This is a genomic window from Streptomyces sp. Ag109_O5-1 (assembly GCF_003814875.1).
Classification (GTDB): domain Bacteria; phylum Actinomycetota; class Actinomycetes; order Streptomycetales; family Streptomycetaceae; genus Streptomyces; species Streptomyces sasae.
In genome coordinates this window covers 7,965,073-7,983,252 of sequence record NZ_RKQF01000001.1, presented here as the reverse complement: position 1 = coordinate 7,983,252, position 18,180 = coordinate 7,965,073, and the positions used below count along the sequence as shown (strand labels likewise).

General features: G+C 72.1%; 17 protein-coding genes. 3 read left to right on the top strand and 14 right to left on the bottom strand.

The genetic code is table 11. The features are described 5' to 3' along the window. Nucleotides 1-98 precede the first annotated feature (98 nt). The 6 genes from EDD90_RS36225 to EDD90_RS36200 all read right to left on the bottom strand — a co-directional run bounded on the left by EDD90_RS36225 (nt 99) and on the right by EDD90_RS36200 (nt 4,613). Nucleotides 99-569, bottom strand: coding sequence for a hypothetical protein (locus EDD90_RS36225; protein WP_394365574.1), 471 nt, complete (start codon nt 567-569; stop codon nt 99-101). A gap of 398 nt (nt 570-967) precedes the next feature. Further along, nucleotides 968-1,318: a cytidine deaminase gene (locus EDD90_RS36220; RefSeq protein WP_123977074.1), complete on the bottom strand. Its 351-nt coding sequence runs from the start codon at nt 1,316-1,318 to the stop codon at nt 968-970. A gap of 43 nt (nt 1,319-1,361) precedes the next feature. Then, on the bottom strand, nt 1,362-1,721 hold the full coding sequence (locus EDD90_RS36215) for an MmcQ/YjbR family DNA-binding protein (RefSeq protein WP_123977073.1): 360 nt from the start codon (nt 1,719-1,721) through the stop codon (nt 1,362-1,364). Further along, nucleotides 1,718-3,019: a hemolysin family protein gene (locus EDD90_RS36210; RefSeq protein ID WP_123977072.1), complete on the bottom strand. Its 1,302-nt coding sequence runs from the start codon at nt 3,017-3,019 to the stop codon at nt 1,718-1,720. The genes EDD90_RS36215 and EDD90_RS36210 overlap by 4 nt, the downstream gene beginning before the upstream one ends. A gap of 14 nt (nt 3,020-3,033) precedes the next feature. Beyond that, nucleotides 3,034-3,531 (bottom strand): rRNA maturation RNase YbeY, encoded by a 498-nt coding sequence (ybeY, locus tag EDD90_RS36205; RefSeq protein WP_123977071.1) that lies wholly within the window; start codon nt 3,529-3,531, stop codon nt 3,034-3,036. A gap of 14 nt (nt 3,532-3,545) precedes the next feature. Next, nucleotides 3,546-4,613 (bottom strand): PhoH family protein, encoded by a 1,068-nt coding sequence (locus EDD90_RS36200; RefSeq protein WP_123977070.1) that lies wholly within the window; start codon nt 4,611-4,613, stop codon nt 3,546-3,548. A gap of 254 nt (nt 4,614-4,867) precedes the next feature. On the opposite strand from EDD90_RS36200, the gene EDD90_RS36195 reads away from it, so the two are divergent. Beyond that, entirely contained in the window at nt 4,868-5,557 is a 690-nt protein-coding gene (locus EDD90_RS36195) for an FAD binding domain-containing protein (protein ID WP_123977069.1), read from the top strand. A gap of 239 nt (nt 5,558-5,796) precedes the next feature. Here EDD90_RS36195 and EDD90_RS36190 read toward each other — a convergent pair whose 3' ends face one another. The 3 genes from EDD90_RS36190 to EDD90_RS36180 all read right to left on the bottom strand — a co-directional run bounded on the left by EDD90_RS36190 (nt 5,797) and on the right by EDD90_RS36180 (nt 9,316). Beyond that, entirely contained in the window at nt 5,797-6,972 is a 1,176-nt protein-coding gene (locus EDD90_RS36190) for a carbohydrate kinase family protein (RefSeq protein ID WP_123977068.1), read from the bottom strand. Between the two features lie 107 nt (nt 6,973-7,079). Further along, nucleotides 7,080-8,369, bottom strand: coding sequence for a glucarate dehydratase family protein (locus tag EDD90_RS36185; protein ID WP_123977067.1), 1,290 nt, complete (start codon nt 8,367-8,369; stop codon nt 7,080-7,082). Further along, nucleotides 8,366-9,316 (bottom strand): 5-dehydro-4-deoxyglucarate dehydratase, encoded by a 951-nt coding sequence (locus tag EDD90_RS36180; protein ID WP_123977066.1) that lies wholly within the window; start codon nt 9,314-9,316, stop codon nt 8,366-8,368. The genes EDD90_RS36185 and EDD90_RS36180 overlap by 4 nt, the downstream gene beginning before the upstream one ends. Before the next feature lie 101 nt (nt 9,317-9,417). Here EDD90_RS36180 and EDD90_RS36175 point away from each other — a divergent pair, with 101 nt between their 5' ends. After that, on the top strand, nt 9,418-10,194 hold the full coding sequence (locus EDD90_RS36175) for an IclR family transcriptional regulator (protein WP_123977065.1): 777 nt from the start codon (nt 9,418-9,420) through the stop codon (nt 10,192-10,194). Between the two features lie 461 nt (nt 10,195-10,655). Further along, nucleotides 10,656-11,855, top strand: coding sequence for an MFS transporter (locus tag EDD90_RS36170; protein WP_260328343.1), 1,200 nt, complete (start codon nt 10,656-10,658; stop codon nt 11,853-11,855). Between the two features lie 28 nt (nt 11,856-11,883). On the opposite strand, the gene EDD90_RS36165 is transcribed toward EDD90_RS36170, so the two are convergent. The 5 genes from EDD90_RS36165 to EDD90_RS36145 all read right to left on the bottom strand — a co-directional run bounded on the left by EDD90_RS36165 (nt 11,884) and on the right by EDD90_RS36145 (nt 18,099). Then, complete coding sequence (locus EDD90_RS36165; protein ID WP_185149351.1) at nt 11,884-12,888, bottom strand: adenosine deaminase; 1,005 nt, start codon at nt 12,886-12,888, stop codon at nt 11,884-11,886. 20 nt (nt 12,889-12,908) lie between these two features. Beyond that, nucleotides 12,909-13,814, bottom strand: a complete 906-nt coding sequence (locus tag EDD90_RS36160) for a ribonuclease Z (RefSeq protein WP_123977063.1) — start codon at nt 13,812-13,814, stop codon at nt 12,909-12,911. 6 nt (nt 13,815-13,820) lie between these two features. Continuing rightward, nucleotides 13,821-14,174: a histidine triad nucleotide-binding protein gene (locus tag EDD90_RS36155; RefSeq protein ID WP_123977062.1), complete on the bottom strand. Its 354-nt coding sequence runs from the start codon at nt 14,172-14,174 to the stop codon at nt 13,821-13,823. Nucleotides 14,175-14,273: 99 nt separating this feature from the next. Further along, nucleotides 14,274-17,483 carry a S41 family peptidase gene (locus EDD90_RS36150; RefSeq protein ID WP_123977061.1) on the bottom strand — a complete coding sequence of 1,070 codons (3,210 nt, stop codon included), beginning with the start codon at nt 17,481-17,483 and terminating at the stop codon, nt 14,274-14,276. Between the two features lie 46 nt (nt 17,484-17,529). Next, on the bottom strand, nt 17,530-18,099 hold the full coding sequence (locus tag EDD90_RS36145) for a hypothetical protein (RefSeq protein ID WP_185149350.1): 570 nt from the start codon (nt 18,097-18,099) through the stop codon (nt 17,530-17,532). Nucleotides 18,100-18,180: the final 81 nt, after the last annotated feature.

Here is an 18,180-nt window from a genome sequence, read left to right as displayed (position 1 = left end):
CATTGATGTGGAGGGCGCGTGAGAAGTCAATGGAGATGCCGCAGAAACCTGACGGTTCATCAGCTTCTGCGGCATCCGGAACGAGCCCGTCAGGGGGCTCAGCTCATGACGAACGGTCCGGGCGACTGAGCGGCGCTCGACGTACAGGTGACGGTGATACCGAAGATGACCATCTTCAGCGAGCCGCCGTGGAAGTCGAGGCTGTCGCCGGAGGCCACGGTGCCGGGGAGCGGACCGACGGTGACCGGGTCGCCCGCGGCCATGGCCGGGTTCACGGTGCCGCTGAAGACGCGGGCGGAACCGGTGGAGTTGGCCATGGTGAGCGTGGAGGTGATGGAGTTCGCCGACAGCGCGAGGGGGGCGGTGATGGCGGAGGAGGTGAGGGTGATGGTGGACGAGGTACCGCTCTGGGTCGCGGTGAGGGTGGCCGCGCCGCCGCCGAAGATGCCGCAGCTGGCGGTGACGGTCGCGGTGGTCGGGGTGACGGCGGCGGCCGAGGGCGCGAAGGCCAGCGCCGTGGCGGCGAGGGCTCCCGCCGCGAGTGCCGCACCGGTGGCGATTCGTTTCATGGGGATCTGTCTCCCTTCCCGTTACGTGGGAATGCCATGTGGGGATGACGGCCCCGGTCCGGGTGGATGCGGGCACACCGCGGGGCGCTGGAACCGACGAACCATCAGAATCTGACGGCCCGTCGGATTGCACGGTCCCATTGATGCGTGAGAGGCGCAGACCGACAAGGTTGAATTCCGGCCTACTGTCTGCGACGCCTGGCCGAGGGGGTCGATGCGGCCGGGCTCGACGACGGGTGCGGGTCGGGGCGCCCGGCGGAGGGGTGGTTGCAGCGGTGAAGCGACTGCCATCCACCCCCGCCCACCCAAGTCAACGAACCCCCGCCCCTCACCCGACGGAGTCAATCAATCCCTCGCCTCTCGGGCGACCGAGTCGGGTGGGCGGGTGGGCAGAGAAGTCAGGCGGGGACAGTGAGCCGCACTTCGCCGTCCGGCCCCGCCAGCAGCACCGGCGTCCCCGGCCCCCCAAGATCCCGCACCGCGGCGACATCCTCCGCACAAACCCCGTCGGCCCCCGTCACGACCGCCGCCGCCTCCAGCGACTCCGCCCCCGACGCCACCGCCATCGCCACCGCCGTCCGCAGCGCGCTCAGCTTCAGCGAAGCCAGTTCGACGGTCCCCGCCACATACGTACGGCCCGTCGAGTCCCGTACGGCAGCCCCCTCGGGCACCCCGTTGCGGGCCCGGGCCGAGCGAGCCAGGGTGACGATCTTGCGGTCCTCGGGATCAAGCGCGTTGCTGTCGGTCATACCCCGAGCATACGAACCCCGCGCTTGACTCGGTCAATCCGGTTCACGGCCGGTCCAGCCGCAGTCGCTCCGCTCTCGGCAGACCGGCGACGACGAGGTCGTACGAGTCCTCGATCAGCTCTCTCACCAGCCGGTCGGGGAGGTCGCCGTCCACGGTCACGGTGTTCCAGTGCCGCTTGTTCATGTGATACCCCGGCGCGATCAGCCCCTCGTGCTCGCCACGGAGCCGCACCGCGTCCTCGGGGTCGCACTTGAGGTTGACCTTGAGGGGCCTCCCGTCCATCCAGCTCAGCGCGAACATCTTGCCGAGCACCTTGAAGACGGAGATGTCCGGGTTGAAGGGGAAGTCCTCCTCGGCCGCGTTGAAGGAGAGGCAGAAGGCGCGGAGCTGGGCCGGGGTCACTCGGAGGTCTCCTCCGGGTCCTCGGCCGCGGGCACCGGCTCCACCAGCACCGTCACGATCTTGTTCCGGCGTCCGGCGGCCGCCTCGGCGGTCAGCGCCAGCTTGCGGCCGTCCGGGAGTTCCACCTGCGCGGAGGCACCGGCGATGGGCACCCGGCCGAGCGCCTTGGCGAGCAGTCCGCCGACGGTCTCCACGTCCTCGTCGTCGTACTCCTCCAAGCCGTACAGCTCGCCGAGGTCCGTGATGTCGAGGCGGGCGGTGACCCGGTAGCGGTCGTCACCGAGGTCGGTGACCGGCGGCAGCTCACGGTCGTACTCGTCGGTGATCTCGCCGACGATCTCCTCCAGGATGTCCTCGATGGTGACGATCCCGGCCGTGCCGCCGTACTCGTCGATGACGACGGCGACGTGGTTGTGCTCCTTCTGCATCTCCCGCAGCAGGTCGCCGGCGTTCTTGGTGTCGGGCACGAAGAACGCGGGCCGCATGGCGGTGGAGACCAGGTCGGACTCGGCGTCCCGGCTGATGTGCGTCTTGCGGACCAGGTCCTTCAGATACACGATCCCGACGATGTCGTCCTCGCTCTCCCCTGCGACCGGTATCCGCGAGAAACCCGAGCGGAGGGCGAGGGTGAGGGCCTGGCGGATGGTCTTGTAGCGCTCGATGACGACGAGGTCGGTGCGCGGGACCATGACCTCCCGGACCAGCGTGTCGCCCAGCTCGAAGACCGAGTGCACCATGCGGCGCTCCTCGTCCTCGATCAGCGACTCCTGCTCGGCGAGGTCGACCAGGGCCCGCAGTTCGGCCTCGGAGGCGAACGGACCGCGGCGGAAGCCCTTGCCCGGGGTGAGCGCGTTGCCGAGGAGGATGAGGAGATAGGGGATCGGACCCATGATGCGGGCCAGCGGCAGCAGCACGTACGCGGCGGCCGTGGCCGTGTTCAGCGGGTGCTGGCGGCCGATGGTGCGCGGGGAGACGCCGACGGCGACGTACGACACGAGCACCATCACGCCGATCGCGGCGAGCAGCGCCTGCCAGGTGGTGGGGATCTCCTCCAGGCAGGCATAGGTGACCAGGGCCGCGGCGGCCATCTCGCAGGCGACGCGGACCAGCAGCGCCACATTGAGGTAGCGGGTGGGGTCGGCGGCGACCTGGGCGAGCTTGGCGCTGCCGCGCCGCCCGGACTTCACGGCCTCCTCGGCGCGGAAGCTGGAGACGCGCGCGATACCGGCCTCGGCGCAGGCGGCCAGCCAGCCCACGACGACCAGCACGATCGCGCCGACGACGATCTGCGGACTCATACGGAACGACCCGCTTACGAGACCGTCGGCGCCGGCGACGGGCCGGTCAGGCCCTGCTCCGACCGCCAGCCGTCCACGATGGCCGCCTGAAGGCCGAACATCTCGGCCTTCTCGTCGGGCTCCTCGTGGTCGTAGCCGAGCAGGTGCAGCACACCATGGACGGTGAGCAGCTGGAGCTCCTCGTCCATGGAGTGCTGGGTCTCGGCCTCGGCGCCCTGCTTGGCGGCGACCTCCGGGCAGAGCACGATGTCGCCGAGCAGCCCCTGCGGGGGCTCCTCCTCGTCCTTCGACGGCGGCCGCAGCTCGTCCATCGGGAAGGACATCACATCGGTCGGACCCGGCAGGTCCATCCACTGGATGTGCAGCTGCTCCATGGCGTCGGCGTCCACGACGATCACCGAGAGCTCGGAGAGCGGGTGGATGCGCATCCGTGCGAGTGCGTAGCGGGCGATGTCGAGGATCGCCTGCTCGTCGACCTCGGTTCCGGACTCGTTGTTGACGTCGATCGACATGGCGCTGTGCTTGTCTACTTCCCCTTGTGCCCGGACTTCGAGCGGCCGCCCTGGTGCGCGCCGTTCTCCGTGCCGTGCTTGCTGTCGTACATCTCGTACGCGTCGACGATACGGCCCACCAGCTTGTGCCGTACGACATCGTGGGACGTGAGACGGGAGAAGTGCACGTCCTCCAGGCCCTCCAGGATGTCCTGCACCTGGCGCAGACCGGACTTGGTCCCGCCCGGCAGGTCGACCTGGGTGACGTCACCCGTGATCACGATCTTCGATTCGAAGCCGAGCCGGGTGAGGAACATCTTCATCTGCTCGGGCGAGGTGTTCTGGGCCTCGTCGAGAATGATGAAGGCGTCGTTGAGGGTGCGGCCTCGCATGTAGGCGAGGGGGGCCACCTCGATCGTCCCGGCCGCCATCAGGCGCGGGATCGAGTCCGGGTCGAGCATGTCGTGCAGCGCGTCGTACAACGGCCGCAGGTAGGGGTCGATCTTCTCGTAGAGCGTGCCGGGCAGGAAGCCCAGCCGCTCGCCCGCCTCCACGGCCGGCCGGGTCAGGATGATGCGGTTGACCTGCTTGGACTGCAGGGCCTGCACCGCCTTGGCCATGGCCAGATACGTCTTTCCGGTGCCGGCGGGGCCGATGCCGAAGACGATCGTGTGCTTGTCGATCGCGTCGACGTACCGCTTCTGGTTCAGGGTCTTGGGGCGGATGGTGCGGCCGCGCGAGGACAGGATGTTCTGGGTCAGAACCTGGGCCGGGGTCTCCTCCGCGCCCTCCCCGTTCTCACTCGCCCGCAGCATGGCGATCGAGCGTTCCACTGCGTCCTCCGTCATCGGCTGTCCGGTGCGGAGCACCAGCATCATCTCGTCGAACAGGCGCTGGACGAGGGCGACTTCATGCGCATCGCCGACCGCGCTGATCTCATTGCCCCGGACGTGTATGTCGGCCGCCGGGAAGGCCTTCTCGATCACGCGCAGCAGGGAGTCGCCGGATCCCAGCACGGTGACCATGGGGTGCTGGGCGGGAACCTCGAACTGAGCTCGGGCCTGCTGCTGCGCGGGAGAGTGAGCTGTGGGTGTCTGAGTCATGGGCCGGCGCTTAAGGCCTGCAGTTCCTCCTCTTCACGGCCGCGTAGCTGAGGGCGGCCTCGCGGTATCAAGCGTACGACGCGGGACTGACAACGCCGTAGGCCTTTTCGCAGTGGAAGGGCGCCCCCGGTGAAACGGTGAGCCCTGCATGCGCTCCCGCACGCCGGGGCAGAATCCGGGCCGTCACTGCCATCACGTGGCCGGAGGGGCCGCGTCCGCTCCACGCCGCCTGTCCGTACAGAAAGCAGGTAGCCGTGCAACTGCGTCTGCCCAGGTCGGTGTCCGAGGCCCGGGAATGTCTGGCCGAGGGGGCGATACCCGTCGGCGGGGCGACCCTCGTGTGGGCCGCGTGGCAGCGGGACGGCTTCCCGGAGCAGGCGGTGTCCCTGCGGGGGGTGCCGGAGGCGACGGTGATCGGGGACGGGGTGCTGGGCGGCGCGGTGCTGCTCCACCAGGTCGACGAGCGTGTTCCGGAGCTGCTGCGGAAGGCGGCGAAGGGCGTCGGTACGGGTGCGGTGCGCCGCGCGGCGACGGTGGGCGGGAACATCGCCGGGTCGGCCCTGCGGGATCTGCTGCCGGCGGCGATCGTGCTGGACGCGCGGGCCGATGTGCTCACGGCGGACGGCGTGTACGAGGTGGACCTGACCGAGGTGCAGGCCAAGTCGCCGGTGCTGCTGGCGCTGCGCTGGCGGGATCCGGTGAAGGGCGCCTACGTGAAGGTCGCCGGCCCGGCGGGCGGAGAGGTCCCGACGATCGCCGCGGCGGCGGTGGACACGGAGGGTGTGCTGCGGGTCGCGGTGCGGGAGGGGTATGCGGTGAGCGGCGGTGAGGTGGGCGCCGACGGGGGTGGGCTGGAGGAACTGTTCGCCGGGGCGTTGTCCGGGGTGTCGGAGGCGGGGCGGGAACTGGTGCGGGAGCAGGTTGCCGGGGTGCTCGGGGAGTAGGCAGGGGTGGTGTCGGTCCGTCGTCGGCCGCGGCCCGGTGGGGGCTGGTCGCGCAGTTCCCCGCGCCCCTGAAGGGGCGCTGCAGTCGCCGCTTCTTCCCAGCCGCCGCCTTTTTCTCCAGCCGCGGGCAGTCGTGCCGCATGGGCGGCACGGGTGGGCGCGGGCGGCACCCTGCAAGCGCCGGTAAGCGTCCCCGCCTCCACCCCAGCACCCGTCCACCCGCACAACCCCACGCACCCTCACCCCGCCCGGCCGAAGCCGATCGTCGGTACCGCCCTCCTCAGTGGCCACGGCCGTACCTGTTCCTCCCCCGGAACCAGGCCTTCCAGGAACGCGTACCGCCGCAGCGCCGCCGGATCCTGGCCCTCCACCGACTGGACCTTGCGCCACCACGCCCCGATCTCCGACCACCCGGGAGCGGACAGGGAGCCGCCGAACTCCTGCACCGAGAGCGCCGCGGTGAGGCCGGCGAAGGCCAGGCGGTCGGCGAGTGGCCAGTCGGCGAGCGTGCCGGTGACGAAACCGGCGACGAAGACATCGCCCGCCCCGGTCGGGTCGAGGGCCTCCACCGCGATCGCCGGGACCTCCGCGGACTCGCCGGTGCGGCCGTCGACCGCGTACGCCCCGTCCGCCCCGAGGGTGACGACGGCGAGGGGCACGTACTCGGCGAGGGCGTGGGCCGCGGCGCGCGGGCAGTCGGAGCGGGTGTACCGCATCGCCTCCGCGGCGTTCGGCAGGAACGCCTCGCAGTGTTCGAGGTCGGCGAGGCCGGCCAGATCCCACGCCCCGGTGTCGTCCCAGCCGACGTCGCCGAAGATCCGGGTTCCCTCGGCGGCGGCCTTGGCGATCCACGGGTTGCGTTTGCCGGGCGTGAGGGAGGCGACCGCGGCGCGGGCCCGGGCGGGGTGCCCGGGCGCGTTCTGCTGGCGGAACAGCGTGTCGGCGGGCGGCTCGTGCCCGTGCGACACCATCGTCCGCTCTCCCTCGTAGGCCATGGAGACGGTGACCGGGGAGTGCCAGCCGCGTACCGTCCGCGACGGGGAGAGGTCGATGCCCTCGCCCTGGGCGAGCGCGTCCCAGCAGTACTCGCCGTAGTGGTCGTCGCCGAAGGCCGCCGCGAGGGAGGTCTTCAGCCCCAGGCGGGCGAGGGCGGTGGCCATGTTGGCGATGCCGCCGGGGCTGGAGCCCATGCCCCGGGCCCAGGACTCGGTGCCGCGCACCGGCGCGGAGCCGAGGCCGGTGAAGATGATGTCGAGGAAGACGGTGCCGGTGAGGTAGACGTCCCAGGGCGGATCGTCCGGCGTGCGCAGGCCGGCCAGCGGGTCGACCTGGGCCGGGCAGTGCGGTGTTGTTGCTCTCCTGTCGTCGTCGAGGTACTCCGGTTCCTCTCCGGCGAACGCGTTGGACGCGGTCACGGTGCGCTCCCTGACGTGGTGCGGATCCGGCAAGTGTGCACCATGTCACGGCAGAGGCGGCCGCTCCCGCCGTACGACCGCCCGGACGAGCATCCCTTCCGGCGCCGCTACCAGCGCGGTACCGCCGGTGTCGTCCACCCCGGCTCGGCCACCCGCATCGCGGCCGCGTCGTCGCGGTCGCGGAGCGTCCCGTCGTCGTCCAGCCAGCGCCGGTGCAGCCGTCGTAGCCGCTCGTGGTCGAGTTCGACGCCGAGGCCGGGCTTGTCGGAGACGGTGACCCGGCCGGCGTCGAAGGTGAGCCGTTCGGTGAGGACGTCCTCGGACTGCCAGGGGTAGTGGGAGTCGCAGGCGTGGTGAAGGTCCGGGACGGTCGCGGCGACGTGGGTCATCGCGGCGAGGCTGATCCCGAGGTGGGTGTTGGAGTGCATGGAGACGCCGACGCCGAAGGTCCGGCAGACGGCGGCCAGTTCCCGGGTGTTGCGCAGCCCGCCCCAGTAGTGGTGGTCGGAGAGCACGACCTGGACGGCGCCCCGGGTGAACGCCTCCCGGATCTCGCCGAAGGTCGTGACGCACATGTTGGTCGCGAGCGGCACGTCCGTGCCCGCGGCCACCGCCGCCATCGCCGGGGTGCCGAGCGCCGGATCCTCCAGGTATTCGAGGACGTCCCCGAGTTCCTTCGCGACCTTCAGCGAGGTCTCGACCGACCATGCGCCGTTCGGGTCGAGGCGCAGCGGGTGCCCGGGGAACGCCTCGGCCAGCGCGCGTACGGCCGCGATCTCCTCGTCGGGCGGGAAGACCCCGCCCTTGAGCTTGAAGGAGGTGAAGCCGTAACGGTCCTTGAACCTGCGGGCCTGTGCCACGACCCCGGCCGGGTCGAGCGCGGCGCCCCAGTCGTCGGCCTCCGCCGGGGCGCCCGCCGGATGCGCGGCCCACTTGTAGAACAGGTACGCGCTGAACTCGACCGAGTCGCGCACCTTGCCGCCGAGCAGCGTGTGCACGGGCAGCCCGAGCGCCTTGCCGAGGGCGTCGAGGCAGGCGACCTCGAAGCCGGAGACGACCGACAGCCGCAGCTTGTCGGCGGTCTGGACGCCTCGCAGCCCGCCGACGTCGACCTGCCCGGAGATCCGGGCAGCGTCCACGGCCACCTCGTCGGCGACCGTGAACAGCCCGTTCAGGTCGCTGACCTGGCGCCCGTGCAGCCGCTCGGCGAACGGCCGGGCCAGCTCCAGGTACTTGGTGTCGCCGTAGGTCTCGCCGACGCCGACCACCCCGTCGGCGGTCTCCACCTCCACGATCAGCCGGGGGGTGTACGGCTGGTGCACGCCCTGTGTGTTCAGCAGCGGCGGGTCGGCGACCAGGATCGGGGTGAGGCGGACATCGGTGATCGTGAGGTTCACAGGGACGCTCCTACGAGGTCGAGTCCGGTGGTGAGCAAGGCCCGGAGGCCGGCGAGGTCGGTGGGCGAGGGGTCGGTGAGCGGGGCGCGCACCGGGCCCACCGGCCGGCCGCGCAGCCGGGCCGCCGCCTTGACCAGCGACACGGCGTATCCGGGGACGCGGTCGCGGAGTTCGACGAGCGGGACGTAGAAGTCGCGCAGCAGCTTGTCGACCGTGCCGTGGTCGCCGCCCTGCAGGGCGGCGAAGAAGGCGTCCGCGATCTCGGGGGCGAAGGCGTGCACGGCGGAGGAGTAGGCGGGGACGCCGACGGTCGCGTAGGCACGGGCCTGGATCTCGGCGGTGGCGGCGCCGTTGAAGAAGAGGAAGCCCTCCGGGGCGGCGAGGGTGAGCCGCTGGAGCCGGTCGAGGTCGCTGTGCCCGTCCTTGAGCCCGATGACGCCGGGGATCCGGGCGATACGCGTCAACGAGGCGGCCGTGTAGGCGACTTGACCGCGCTGGTAGGCGATGAGCGGAAGGGACGTCCGGGCCGCGAGCTGCTCCAGCTGGGCGACCAGTCCGTCCTGCGGGGCGGCGACGAGGTAGTGCGGCAGGACCAGCAGGGCGTCGGCCCCCGCCTCCTCGGCGATGCGCGCGAAGCGGGCGGCCTGCGCCCAGCCGTACCCCACCCCGGCGACCACGGGCACCCGGCCGCCGGCCTCCTCGACCGCCACGGTCACGACCTGCCGGTACTCGTCCTCGTCCAGCGAGAAGAACTCTCCCGTCCCGCAGGCCGGGAAGAGCGCGCCGGGCGCGGTGGCCAGCTGCGCGCCGGCGTACGCCCGGAACCCGTCGACGTCGAGGGACCCGTCGGCATGGAAGGAGGTCAGCGGGAAGGACAGCACCCCGCCCGCCATCCCGTCCCGCAGCCTGCGCACCACGCTCTCCGGCTCTCCACCCACCGTATTCATCTCCCCATGTAGATGACATCCACGTATGAAGACAGAGAGTAGATATGCGAACGCACCCCCGTCAACGGCACACCCCGCCCCCGCCCCTCTACGATCAGCACATGTCCGAGACAGCAGGCGTCCGCGAGGTGAAGTCCGCGGCGCGCACGGTGGAGCTGCTGGAACTCCTCGCGGCCCGCGGCGACCGCCCGGCCCGGCTCCAGGAACTGGCGGACGAGCTCGGCGTCCCGCGCAGCTCGATGTACGCCCTGCTGCAGACGCTGATCACCCGGGGCTGGGTGCGTACGGACACGACCGGTTCCCTCTACGGCATCGGCATCCGCACCCTGCTGACCGGCACGAGCTATCTGGACTCCGACCCGCGCGTCCGCCTCGTACGCCCGTACCTGGACGAGGCGTCCCAGGCACTGGGCGAGACGGTCCACCTCGCCCGGCTGGACGGCACGAACGTGGCCTACCTGGCAACCCGGGAGTCCCACGAGTACCTGCGCACGATCAGCAGGGTGGGCCGACGCCTGCCGGCCCATGTGGGCGCCCTGGGCAAGGCGCTCCTGGCCGAGCGCTCGGACACCGCCCTGCCCGAGGGCCCGTACTGGGCGCTGACCCCCAACACCCACACCACCAGGGACTCCCTCACGGCGGATCTCGCCGAGGTCCGCCGCCGCGGCTACTCGATCGACCGCGAGGAAGGCGTCCTCGGCATCGCCGGCTTCGGCTTCGCCCTGCGCTACGACACCCCGGCCCAGGACGCGATCAGCTGCTCGGTACCGGTGGCCCGCCTGACACCGGAGCACGAGGAGGAGATCGTCGCGGTGATGGAGGAAACCCGCACGAGGATCGAGTCGGCGACAACGGGCGGCACGGTCAACTGGCGCTGACCGGCCACGCGTTCCGGGACCCGGCTCCCTGCCGATGCACAGCCGAACCACCGGCCGAGGGGCGCGGTGCCCTGTCGATGTGCGGCTGAGCCGCCCGCCAAGGGGCGCGGGGCCGCATCAATGTGCGGCTGAGCCGCGTGGACGCGACCGGCATGGCCGCCCTTCCCGCACCCGAACCGCAGCCGACCCAGGGGCGCGGGGCTGTACCGGATGTGCGGCTCCGCCGCGTGGGCGCGACCGGCCACACTCGACCCGCACCCGCCACCCCACCGCTCCCCACGGCGCGCGGCGCTCCTACCCCTCTGCCCACCCTCCAAACACCACCGTGCTCCACATCACACCCCCCGCCCTTCTTCCGCTCTCCCTCCCTTGATACAAATTGCCCGCGCGTTCCTGTCCCTCGACGGCCTGCGCCCAACCCCCTCTCTCCACCGCTCCTTTCGCATGCCCTGGGAACGCCCGTGTCCGCCCGCACCACCCCCTGGCCTCTCGTCGCCCTGTTCACGGCCGGGTACCTCGCCCCGTACCTCCTCCCGACCACCGTCGGCAGACTGGAGTCGGGGCTGCCCCTCTCCGCCACCCAGGCGGGCGCCGTCGGCAGTGCGCTGCTGCTGAGTTCGGCGGTGGCCGGCTTCCTGCTCGCCTCCCGCGTGTACCGCATCGGCCCCCGTACCCTCGCCCGGACCGGCCTGCTCCTCGCCGTGCTCGGCTACGGCGGCGCCGCCCTCACCACCCATGTCCCGGCGGTCATAGCCGGCGCGGTCGTCGGCGGCTTCGGCTCCGGCACGCTCACCGCCGTCGCCGCCACCGGGTTCGCCGCACAGCGCGACCCGCACCGCGTCACCACCCTCGGCCTGCTCGGCGTCTCCGCCCTCGCCGGTGCCGTCTATCTGACGGTCCCGCACCTCGGCCCGGGCCATGCGCAGCCGCTCGCCGCGATGGCGCTCACCGCCCTCGCCGTCTGGCCGGTCACCGGCCGGCTCTCCCCCCGTACCACCCCGGCCCTCCCCCGCACCGCCACCGCCACCGCCACCGGCGGCTCCCGACTCCCCCACCTCCGCTCGGGTCTGCTGCTGGCCGCCGCGATGCCGTGCTGGTCGGCCGTGCAGAACTCGCTCTGGGGTGTGAGCGGCCGGATCGGCCTGACCCAGGCCCATCTCAGCGAGGTGACCGTCGGCGGGGTGTTCGCCGTGGCGCTCGGCGCCGGTCTGCTGGGCGTGGTCGGGGCGGGCGCCCTGGGCCCGCGGCTCGGCCGGGCGCTGCCCATCGGCCTGGGCACGGTTCTCATCGCGGGCTGCGTCGCGCTCAGCGCGTCCGCCACCGACCTGGCGTCCTTCGCGACCGGCGAGATCGCCTGGAACGTCCTCTACCCGGTCGTCCTGTCGTACGTCATCGGCCTGGCCGCCTCCCTCGACCCGCGGGGCCGCTGGGCGGTGCTGGTCGGCTCGGCGTCGTCGCTCGGCACGGCCACCGGCCCGGTGATCGGCAGCCTGCTGTCGGCCCGGGCCGGTTTCCCGGCGATGGGGACGATCCTGGCGGTGGGCCTGCTGGCGGTCGCGGTCCCGCTGACGGCGGTGGCGCTGCGGCGCAGGACCACCACCGTCGCGACCCGCCCGGCACTCACCGACGAGACGGCGGTACGGCTGGACGTCGCGGCCTGAAGGCCTAAAGGCCTGGAGGCCTGGAGGCCTAGGGCCGGTGGGGGCCGAACTCGAAGGCCTCCACCTCGGCGATGTACCGCGCCCGCAGTTCCTCGTCGTCCTCCAGGAAGGACGCGACGAAGGAGTTGCGGGCCAGTTCCCGCATCTGCTCCCTGGACAGGCCCAGCGCGTCGCGCACGGCGTGGTAGTTGTCGGCGACGTACCCGCCGAAGTAGGCCGGGTCGTCGGAGTTGACCGTGCACAGCAGCCCGGCCTCGATCATGGCCGGAAGCGGATGCTCGGCCAGCACGTCGACGGCGCGGAGCCGGACGTTCGACAGCGGGCACAGCGTCAGCGGGATCCGCTCCCGCACCAGCCGCTCCACCAGCGTCGGGTCCTCCATGCAGCGCAGCCCGTGGTCGATGCGCTCCACGCCGAGCAGGTCCAGCGAGTCGGTGATGTACTGCGGCGGCCCCTCCTCACCGGCGTGGGCCACGCGCCGCAGCCCGAGCGCGGCCGCCGCCTCGTACACCTCGCGGAACTTGACCGGCGGATGCCCGACCTCGGCCGAGTCGAGCCCGATACCGGTGATCCGGTCGAGGTAGGGCTTCGCGGCCTCCAGTGTCGCCATCGCGGACTCGGCGGACTCGTCCCGCAGGAAGCACATGATCAGCCGGGTGGAGATGCCGTGGTTCTCGACGCTGTGGCCGAGCGCCCGCCACAGTCCCTCGACGACCGTGCCCATGGGCACTCCCCGGGCGATGTGCGCCTGCGGGTCGAAGAAGATCTCGGCGTGCCGTACGCCCTGCTCGGCGGCGCGGGCGAGGTAGGCGTTCGCGAGGTCCTCGAAGTCCTGCTCGGTACGCAGGACGGCCATCAGCTCGTAGTACAGGTTCAGGAAGGACTGCAGGTCCTCGAACTGGTACGCCTTGCGCAGCGCTTCGGTGTCCGCGTACGGCAGTTCGACGCCGTTGCGCTCGGCGAGCCGGAACGCCAGTTCGGGCTCCAGGGTGCCTTCGATGTGGAGGTGCAGTTCAGCTTTGGGGAGGGGCATCAAAGCATGGTACGGCCGCTTCACCTGCGCTTCGGAACCGGCACACGGAGCAGATCCCGCGCCACGGTCAGCTCGCCCTCGTATCCGGCGGCCCGCGCCTGCCGCTCGAACTCCTCGGGTTCCGAGTAGCGCTGGCTGAAGTGGGTCAGCACGAGGTGCCGTACGCCCGCGTCCCGGGCGACGGCCGCCGCCTGACCGGCGGTCAGGTGGCCGTGTTCCTCGGCGAGTCCGGCGTCCTCGTCGAGGAACGTGGACTCGATGACGAGCAGGTCGCAGCCCTTGGCGAGGGCGTGCACGCCGTCGCACAGCCGGGTGTCCATCACGAACGCGAACCGCTGGCCGCGCCGCACCTCGCTGACCTCGTCGAGCGTGACGTCCCCGAGGACGCCGGCGCGCTGGATCCGGCCGACATCCGGTCCCGTGATCCCGTGCGCGGCGAGCCGTTCGGGCAGCATGCGGCGGCCGTCGGGTTCGACGAGCCGGTAGCCGTACGACTCGACGGGGTGGGACAGCTTTCGGGCGTCCAGCGTGTACGACCTGGTGGCGGCGAGGTCGCCGTCCGCGTCGACCGGGGCCTCGGTGATGCCGACGGTCTCGCGGTAGGCGGTGGCATAGCGGAGCCGGTCGAAGAAGCGCTGCCCGGACCTCGGGTAGTGGGCGGTGACCGGGTGCGGGACCTTGTCGAGGTTGATCCGCTGGATGACGCCGGCGAGGCCGAGGGAGTGGTCGCCGTGGAAGTGGGTGACGCAGATCCGGTTGAGGTCGTGCGCGGCGACGCCGGCCCGCAGCATCTGCCGCTGGGTGCCCTCGCCGGGGTCGAAGAGGATGCCCTCGCCGTCCCAGCGGAGCAGGTAGCCGTTGTGGTTGCGGTGCCGGGTGGGGACCTGGCTGGCGGTGCCGAGGACCACCAGTTCACGTACGGACATGGCGAGTTATCCGGGCGGCCACTGCAGGCCGCGGCCGCCGAGGACGTGTGCGTGGGCGTGCCAGACGGTCTGGCCGGCGCCACTGCCGGTGTTGAAGACGACGCGGTAGCTCTCCAGCTTGTCCTCGTCGGCGACGGTCTGCGCCTCGCGCAGTATGTCGGCGGCGACGGCGGGTTCGCCTGCGGCGAGCTCGGCCGCGTTCTTGTAGTGGACCTTGGGGATCACCAGGACGTGGGTGGGCGCCTGGGGGTTGATGTCCCGGAAGGCAACGGTGGTGTCCGTCTCACGGACGATCGTCGCGGGGACGTGGCCTGCGACGATCTTGCAGAAGAGGCAGTCGTCCTGGGGTTCCCCTGCCATGCGGCTTCCTTCCTGGGCACCGTGATCGATCTTCCGGGGCATCGTATCGTCGTCGGGTGCGCGCTCGGTGGGGGCTGAGCGCGCAGTTCCCCGCGCCCCTTAGGTGGGCAGAGTGGGCGGAGTCTTCGCAGGAGCCGTCTCCAAGGCCTCCAGCGCAAGTCTGATGGCCTCGTCCAGCTGGGGATCCTGCCCCGCTGCCCAGTCCTGCGGGGTCTGTACGACCTCCACGTCCGGGTCGACGCCGTGGTTCTCCACGCCCCAGCCGTAGCCCTCCAGCCAGAACGCGTACTTCGGCTGGGTGACCAGCGTGCCGTCGACCAGGCGGTAGCGGCTGTCGATGCCGATCACGCCGCCCCAGGTGCGGGTGCCGACCACCGGGCCGATGCCGAGCGCCTTGATCGCCGCGTTGACGATGTCGCCGTCGGAGCCGGAGAACTCGTTCGCGACGACGACCACCGGTCCCCGGGGCGCGTCCATCGGGTAGCTGTGGGGCCGCATGCCGCGCGGCAGGTCCCAGCCGACGATCCGCCGGGCCAGTTTCTCCACCACGAGCTGGGAGGTGTGCCCGCCGCGGTTCTCGCGGACGTCGACGACGATGCCCTCGCGGGCCATCTCCACGCTCAGGTCGCGGTGGATCTGGGCCCAGCCGGGCGCCTGCATGTCGGGGACGTGGAGGTAGCCGAGGCGGCCGCCGGACGCCGTGTGGACGTGGGCCCGGCGGTCGGCGACCCAGGCGTGGTAGCGCAGGGGTTCCTCGTCCGCGACCGGCACGACGACCGGGTGCCGCAGCTCGCCGCCGCCGGCCGGGGACACGGTCAGTTCGATCGCCTTGCCCGCCGTGCCGACGAGAAGGGGGCCGGGGCCGGTGACCGGGTCGACGGGGCGGCCGGCGACGGCCACGATCGCGTCGCCTGCGCGGACCGCGACGCCGGGTGCGGCGAGCGGGGAGCGGGCGCCGGGGTCGGAGGTCTCGGCGGGCAGGATCCGGTCGATGCGCCAGCTGCCGTCCGCGTGCCGGGAGATGTCGGCGCCGAGCAGGCCCTGGCGGGCGCCGCCGCCGTGGCCGCCGCGCGGGGTGACATAGGCGTGCGAGGTGCCGAGTTCACCCTGCACCTCCCAGAGCAGGTCGACGAGGTCGTCATGGGTGGCGCAGCGGTCGACGAGCGGGCGGTAGCGGTCCAGGACGCCGTCCCAGTCGACGCCGCCGAGGTCGGGGCGCCAGAACTGGTCGCGCATGATGCGGCCGGTCTCGTCGAACATCTGCCGCCACTCGGCGGCCGGGTCGACGGTCTGCCGTACCCGGGACAGGTCGACGGTGATGTTGGTGTCGCTGTCGTCGTCGCCCGAGGCGCGGCGGTCGCTGGGTACGACCTTGAGCTTGCCGTCGGCCCACAGCAGGACGCGTTTGCCGTCGCCGCTGACCTCGAAGTGGTCGGCGTCGGAGGCGAGGTACTCGATGCGCTGCTGGGCGAGGTCGTAACGCTCCAGCTCGGTCTTGGGCTCGGGGTCCTCGGGGTGGGCACGGGAGGCGCCGAGCACGCCGCGCACCGGGTGGCGCAGCCACAGGACGCCGTCCTTGGCGGCGCGCAGGCCGGAGTAGCGGCCGGCCTCGACGGGGAAGGGCACGATCCGATCGGCGAGGCCCTCCAGGTCGATCCGGGTGGCGGGGGTGCCCTCGGCGTCCGGGGTCTCGTCCTTGTCGGGGGTCTCGAAGGGGCGGCCGTGCCGCTGCGGGCCGAACGGCGAGGGGGTGGTGGCGGCGAGGGTGATCAGGTGCGGGCGGTCGCCGACCACGAAGGCCAGGTCGAAGACGTGCTCGTCGTAGACCGGGTCGAAGGAGCGGGTGGAGAGGAACGCCAGGTGTTTGCCGTCGCGGGTGAAGGCGGGGTCGTAGTCCTGGAAACGCAGCGGGGTCGCCTCGGTGACCGTGAGGTCGGTGGTGTGGGCGATACGGAGCTGGGACAGTCCGCCGGCGCCGGGGTGCGACCAGGCGAGCCAGCCCGAGTCGGGCGAGAAGGTGAGGCCGGAGACGTCGCCGTCCTCACTGCGGTCCACCTCCCTGACCTCGCCCGTCTCCCGTTCGACGAGGAGCAGGCGTCCGTCGTGGGAGGCGACGGCGACCCGGCTGCCGTCCGGGGCGACGGCGAGCCCCAGGACCCGGCCGAGCTGTCCGGCGGCGAGCCGGCGCGGGGTGGAGCCGGGCGCGAGACCGGTGGCGGGGGCGAACTCCAGGGCGTCCTCGCCCTCGGCGTCCGTCACCCACACCACCCACTCCTCGGCGTCCGCGCGGAAGGTGACGGGCCGTCGGGCACGTACCCCGGGCTGGGCGGCGAGGGCGCGCGCCGGGCCGGACCGGTGGGTCACCCAGTGCACGCCGCCGCGCACCAGGACGGCGCTGCCGCGCGCGGTGTGGTCGGGCGAGGCGGAGCCGAACCAGCGGGCCGCGTTGACCGGGTACGGCTGCCGGTCGACGCGGGGCCCGCCGAGCCGGACGTCCAGCCGGCGCGGCTCGGCGCCCTCCAGGTCGTCGAGGAGCCAGAGTTCACCGGCGGAGGCGTAGACGACCCGGGTGCCGTCGCTCGCCGCGTGCCGGGCGTAGAAACCGTCGAGAGGGGTGTGCCGGCGCAGGTCGGAGCCGTCGGCGAGGGAGGAGTACAGCGCCCCGGTGCCCTCGTGGTCGGAGAGGAACGCGATCCTCTCCCCGGCCCACACGGGGTACTCCAGGTTCCCGTCGAGTTCCTCGTGCAGCCGTACGAACTCGCCGTCCCCGGCCCGGTCGATCCACAGCTTCCCGGCCGTACCGCCCCGGTACCGCTTCCACCAGGCCGCCTCGCGGCCCATCGGCGCGGACAGCAGCACGGTGTGCGGCCCGTGGGCGACATGGCCGACCGGGCCGTACGGCAGGACGGTGGACGGTCCGCCGTCGAGCGGGACGGTACGGGCCCAGCTGCGCCGGAGGCTGGCCTGACCGTAGGTGGTGATCGCCAGGACCTGCCCGTCGTCGGTCCAGCCGCGCACCTGGGTGCGCGCACTCCCCCAGTGCGTCAGCCGGGTCGAGGGGCCGCCGTCGACGGGGGCGATGTGGATCTCCGGGGCGCCGTCGCGGGTGGAGGTCCAGGCGACCGTGGTCCCGTCGGGGGAGATACGGGGCAGGGTCACCGGCATGTTGTCGGCGCTGACCCGCCAGGCCCGGCCGCCGTCGAGGGGCGCGAGCCACACGTCGTCCTCGGCGGTGAAGGCGATCAGGTCGCCGTGGACATGGGGAAATCGGAGGTAGGACCGCGGTCCTGTCGCTGCACCCTGAGTCACCCGCTCAGCCTATGCACCACGGCGTGTTCCCGGCGGCCGGTTTCGATCACTTTCCCTGCACGGGCCAGCACTTGGGGTCGCCCTGGCACCAGATGGTCTTGGTGACCGTGACGGTCGGACCGGGCTGCCGCCCGTACGTGGGCGGCCGGTAGCTGTACGACGGTCCGGGCGTGGCATCGCAGTTGCCCAGCCCCTTCACATGGAACCACTCCTTGCCGCCGACCTTGGCCACGAGGTCACCGCGCACACAGGCCCCGCTGACCGCCTTGGTGACCCGCCCGGTCACGGTGATGGCCCGGCCGTCCTTCGTCTTCCCCTTGCAGTCGACGGAGACGACGGTGGTCCCGGAGGGAGACGGCGTCCTGGTGGCCTGCGCCGTCTTCGTCGCCTTCGCCGAGGAGCCGTAGTTGCCGGTGCAGGTGAGCCAACTGACGTCGACGTGCTGCCGTTTCAGCTCGGCGGTGGCGGTCTGGTCGGTGGTGTAGGCGACCGTCGCGGTGTTCAGGTCGCTGGGCTGGCAGGCCGCCATGCCGCCCACGCCCACCGCGGCAAGGCCCGCCACAGCCGCCACCCTGGCTGCGCGCGGCCGACGCCAAATCCGTCTCAATGCCCCCATGGAGGGCAGCCTGCCACCGCCGGGCCCGTGACGGTAGGGGGCATACGGCCACTCACGTGTTCGGTCATGTCCCCCTGGGGG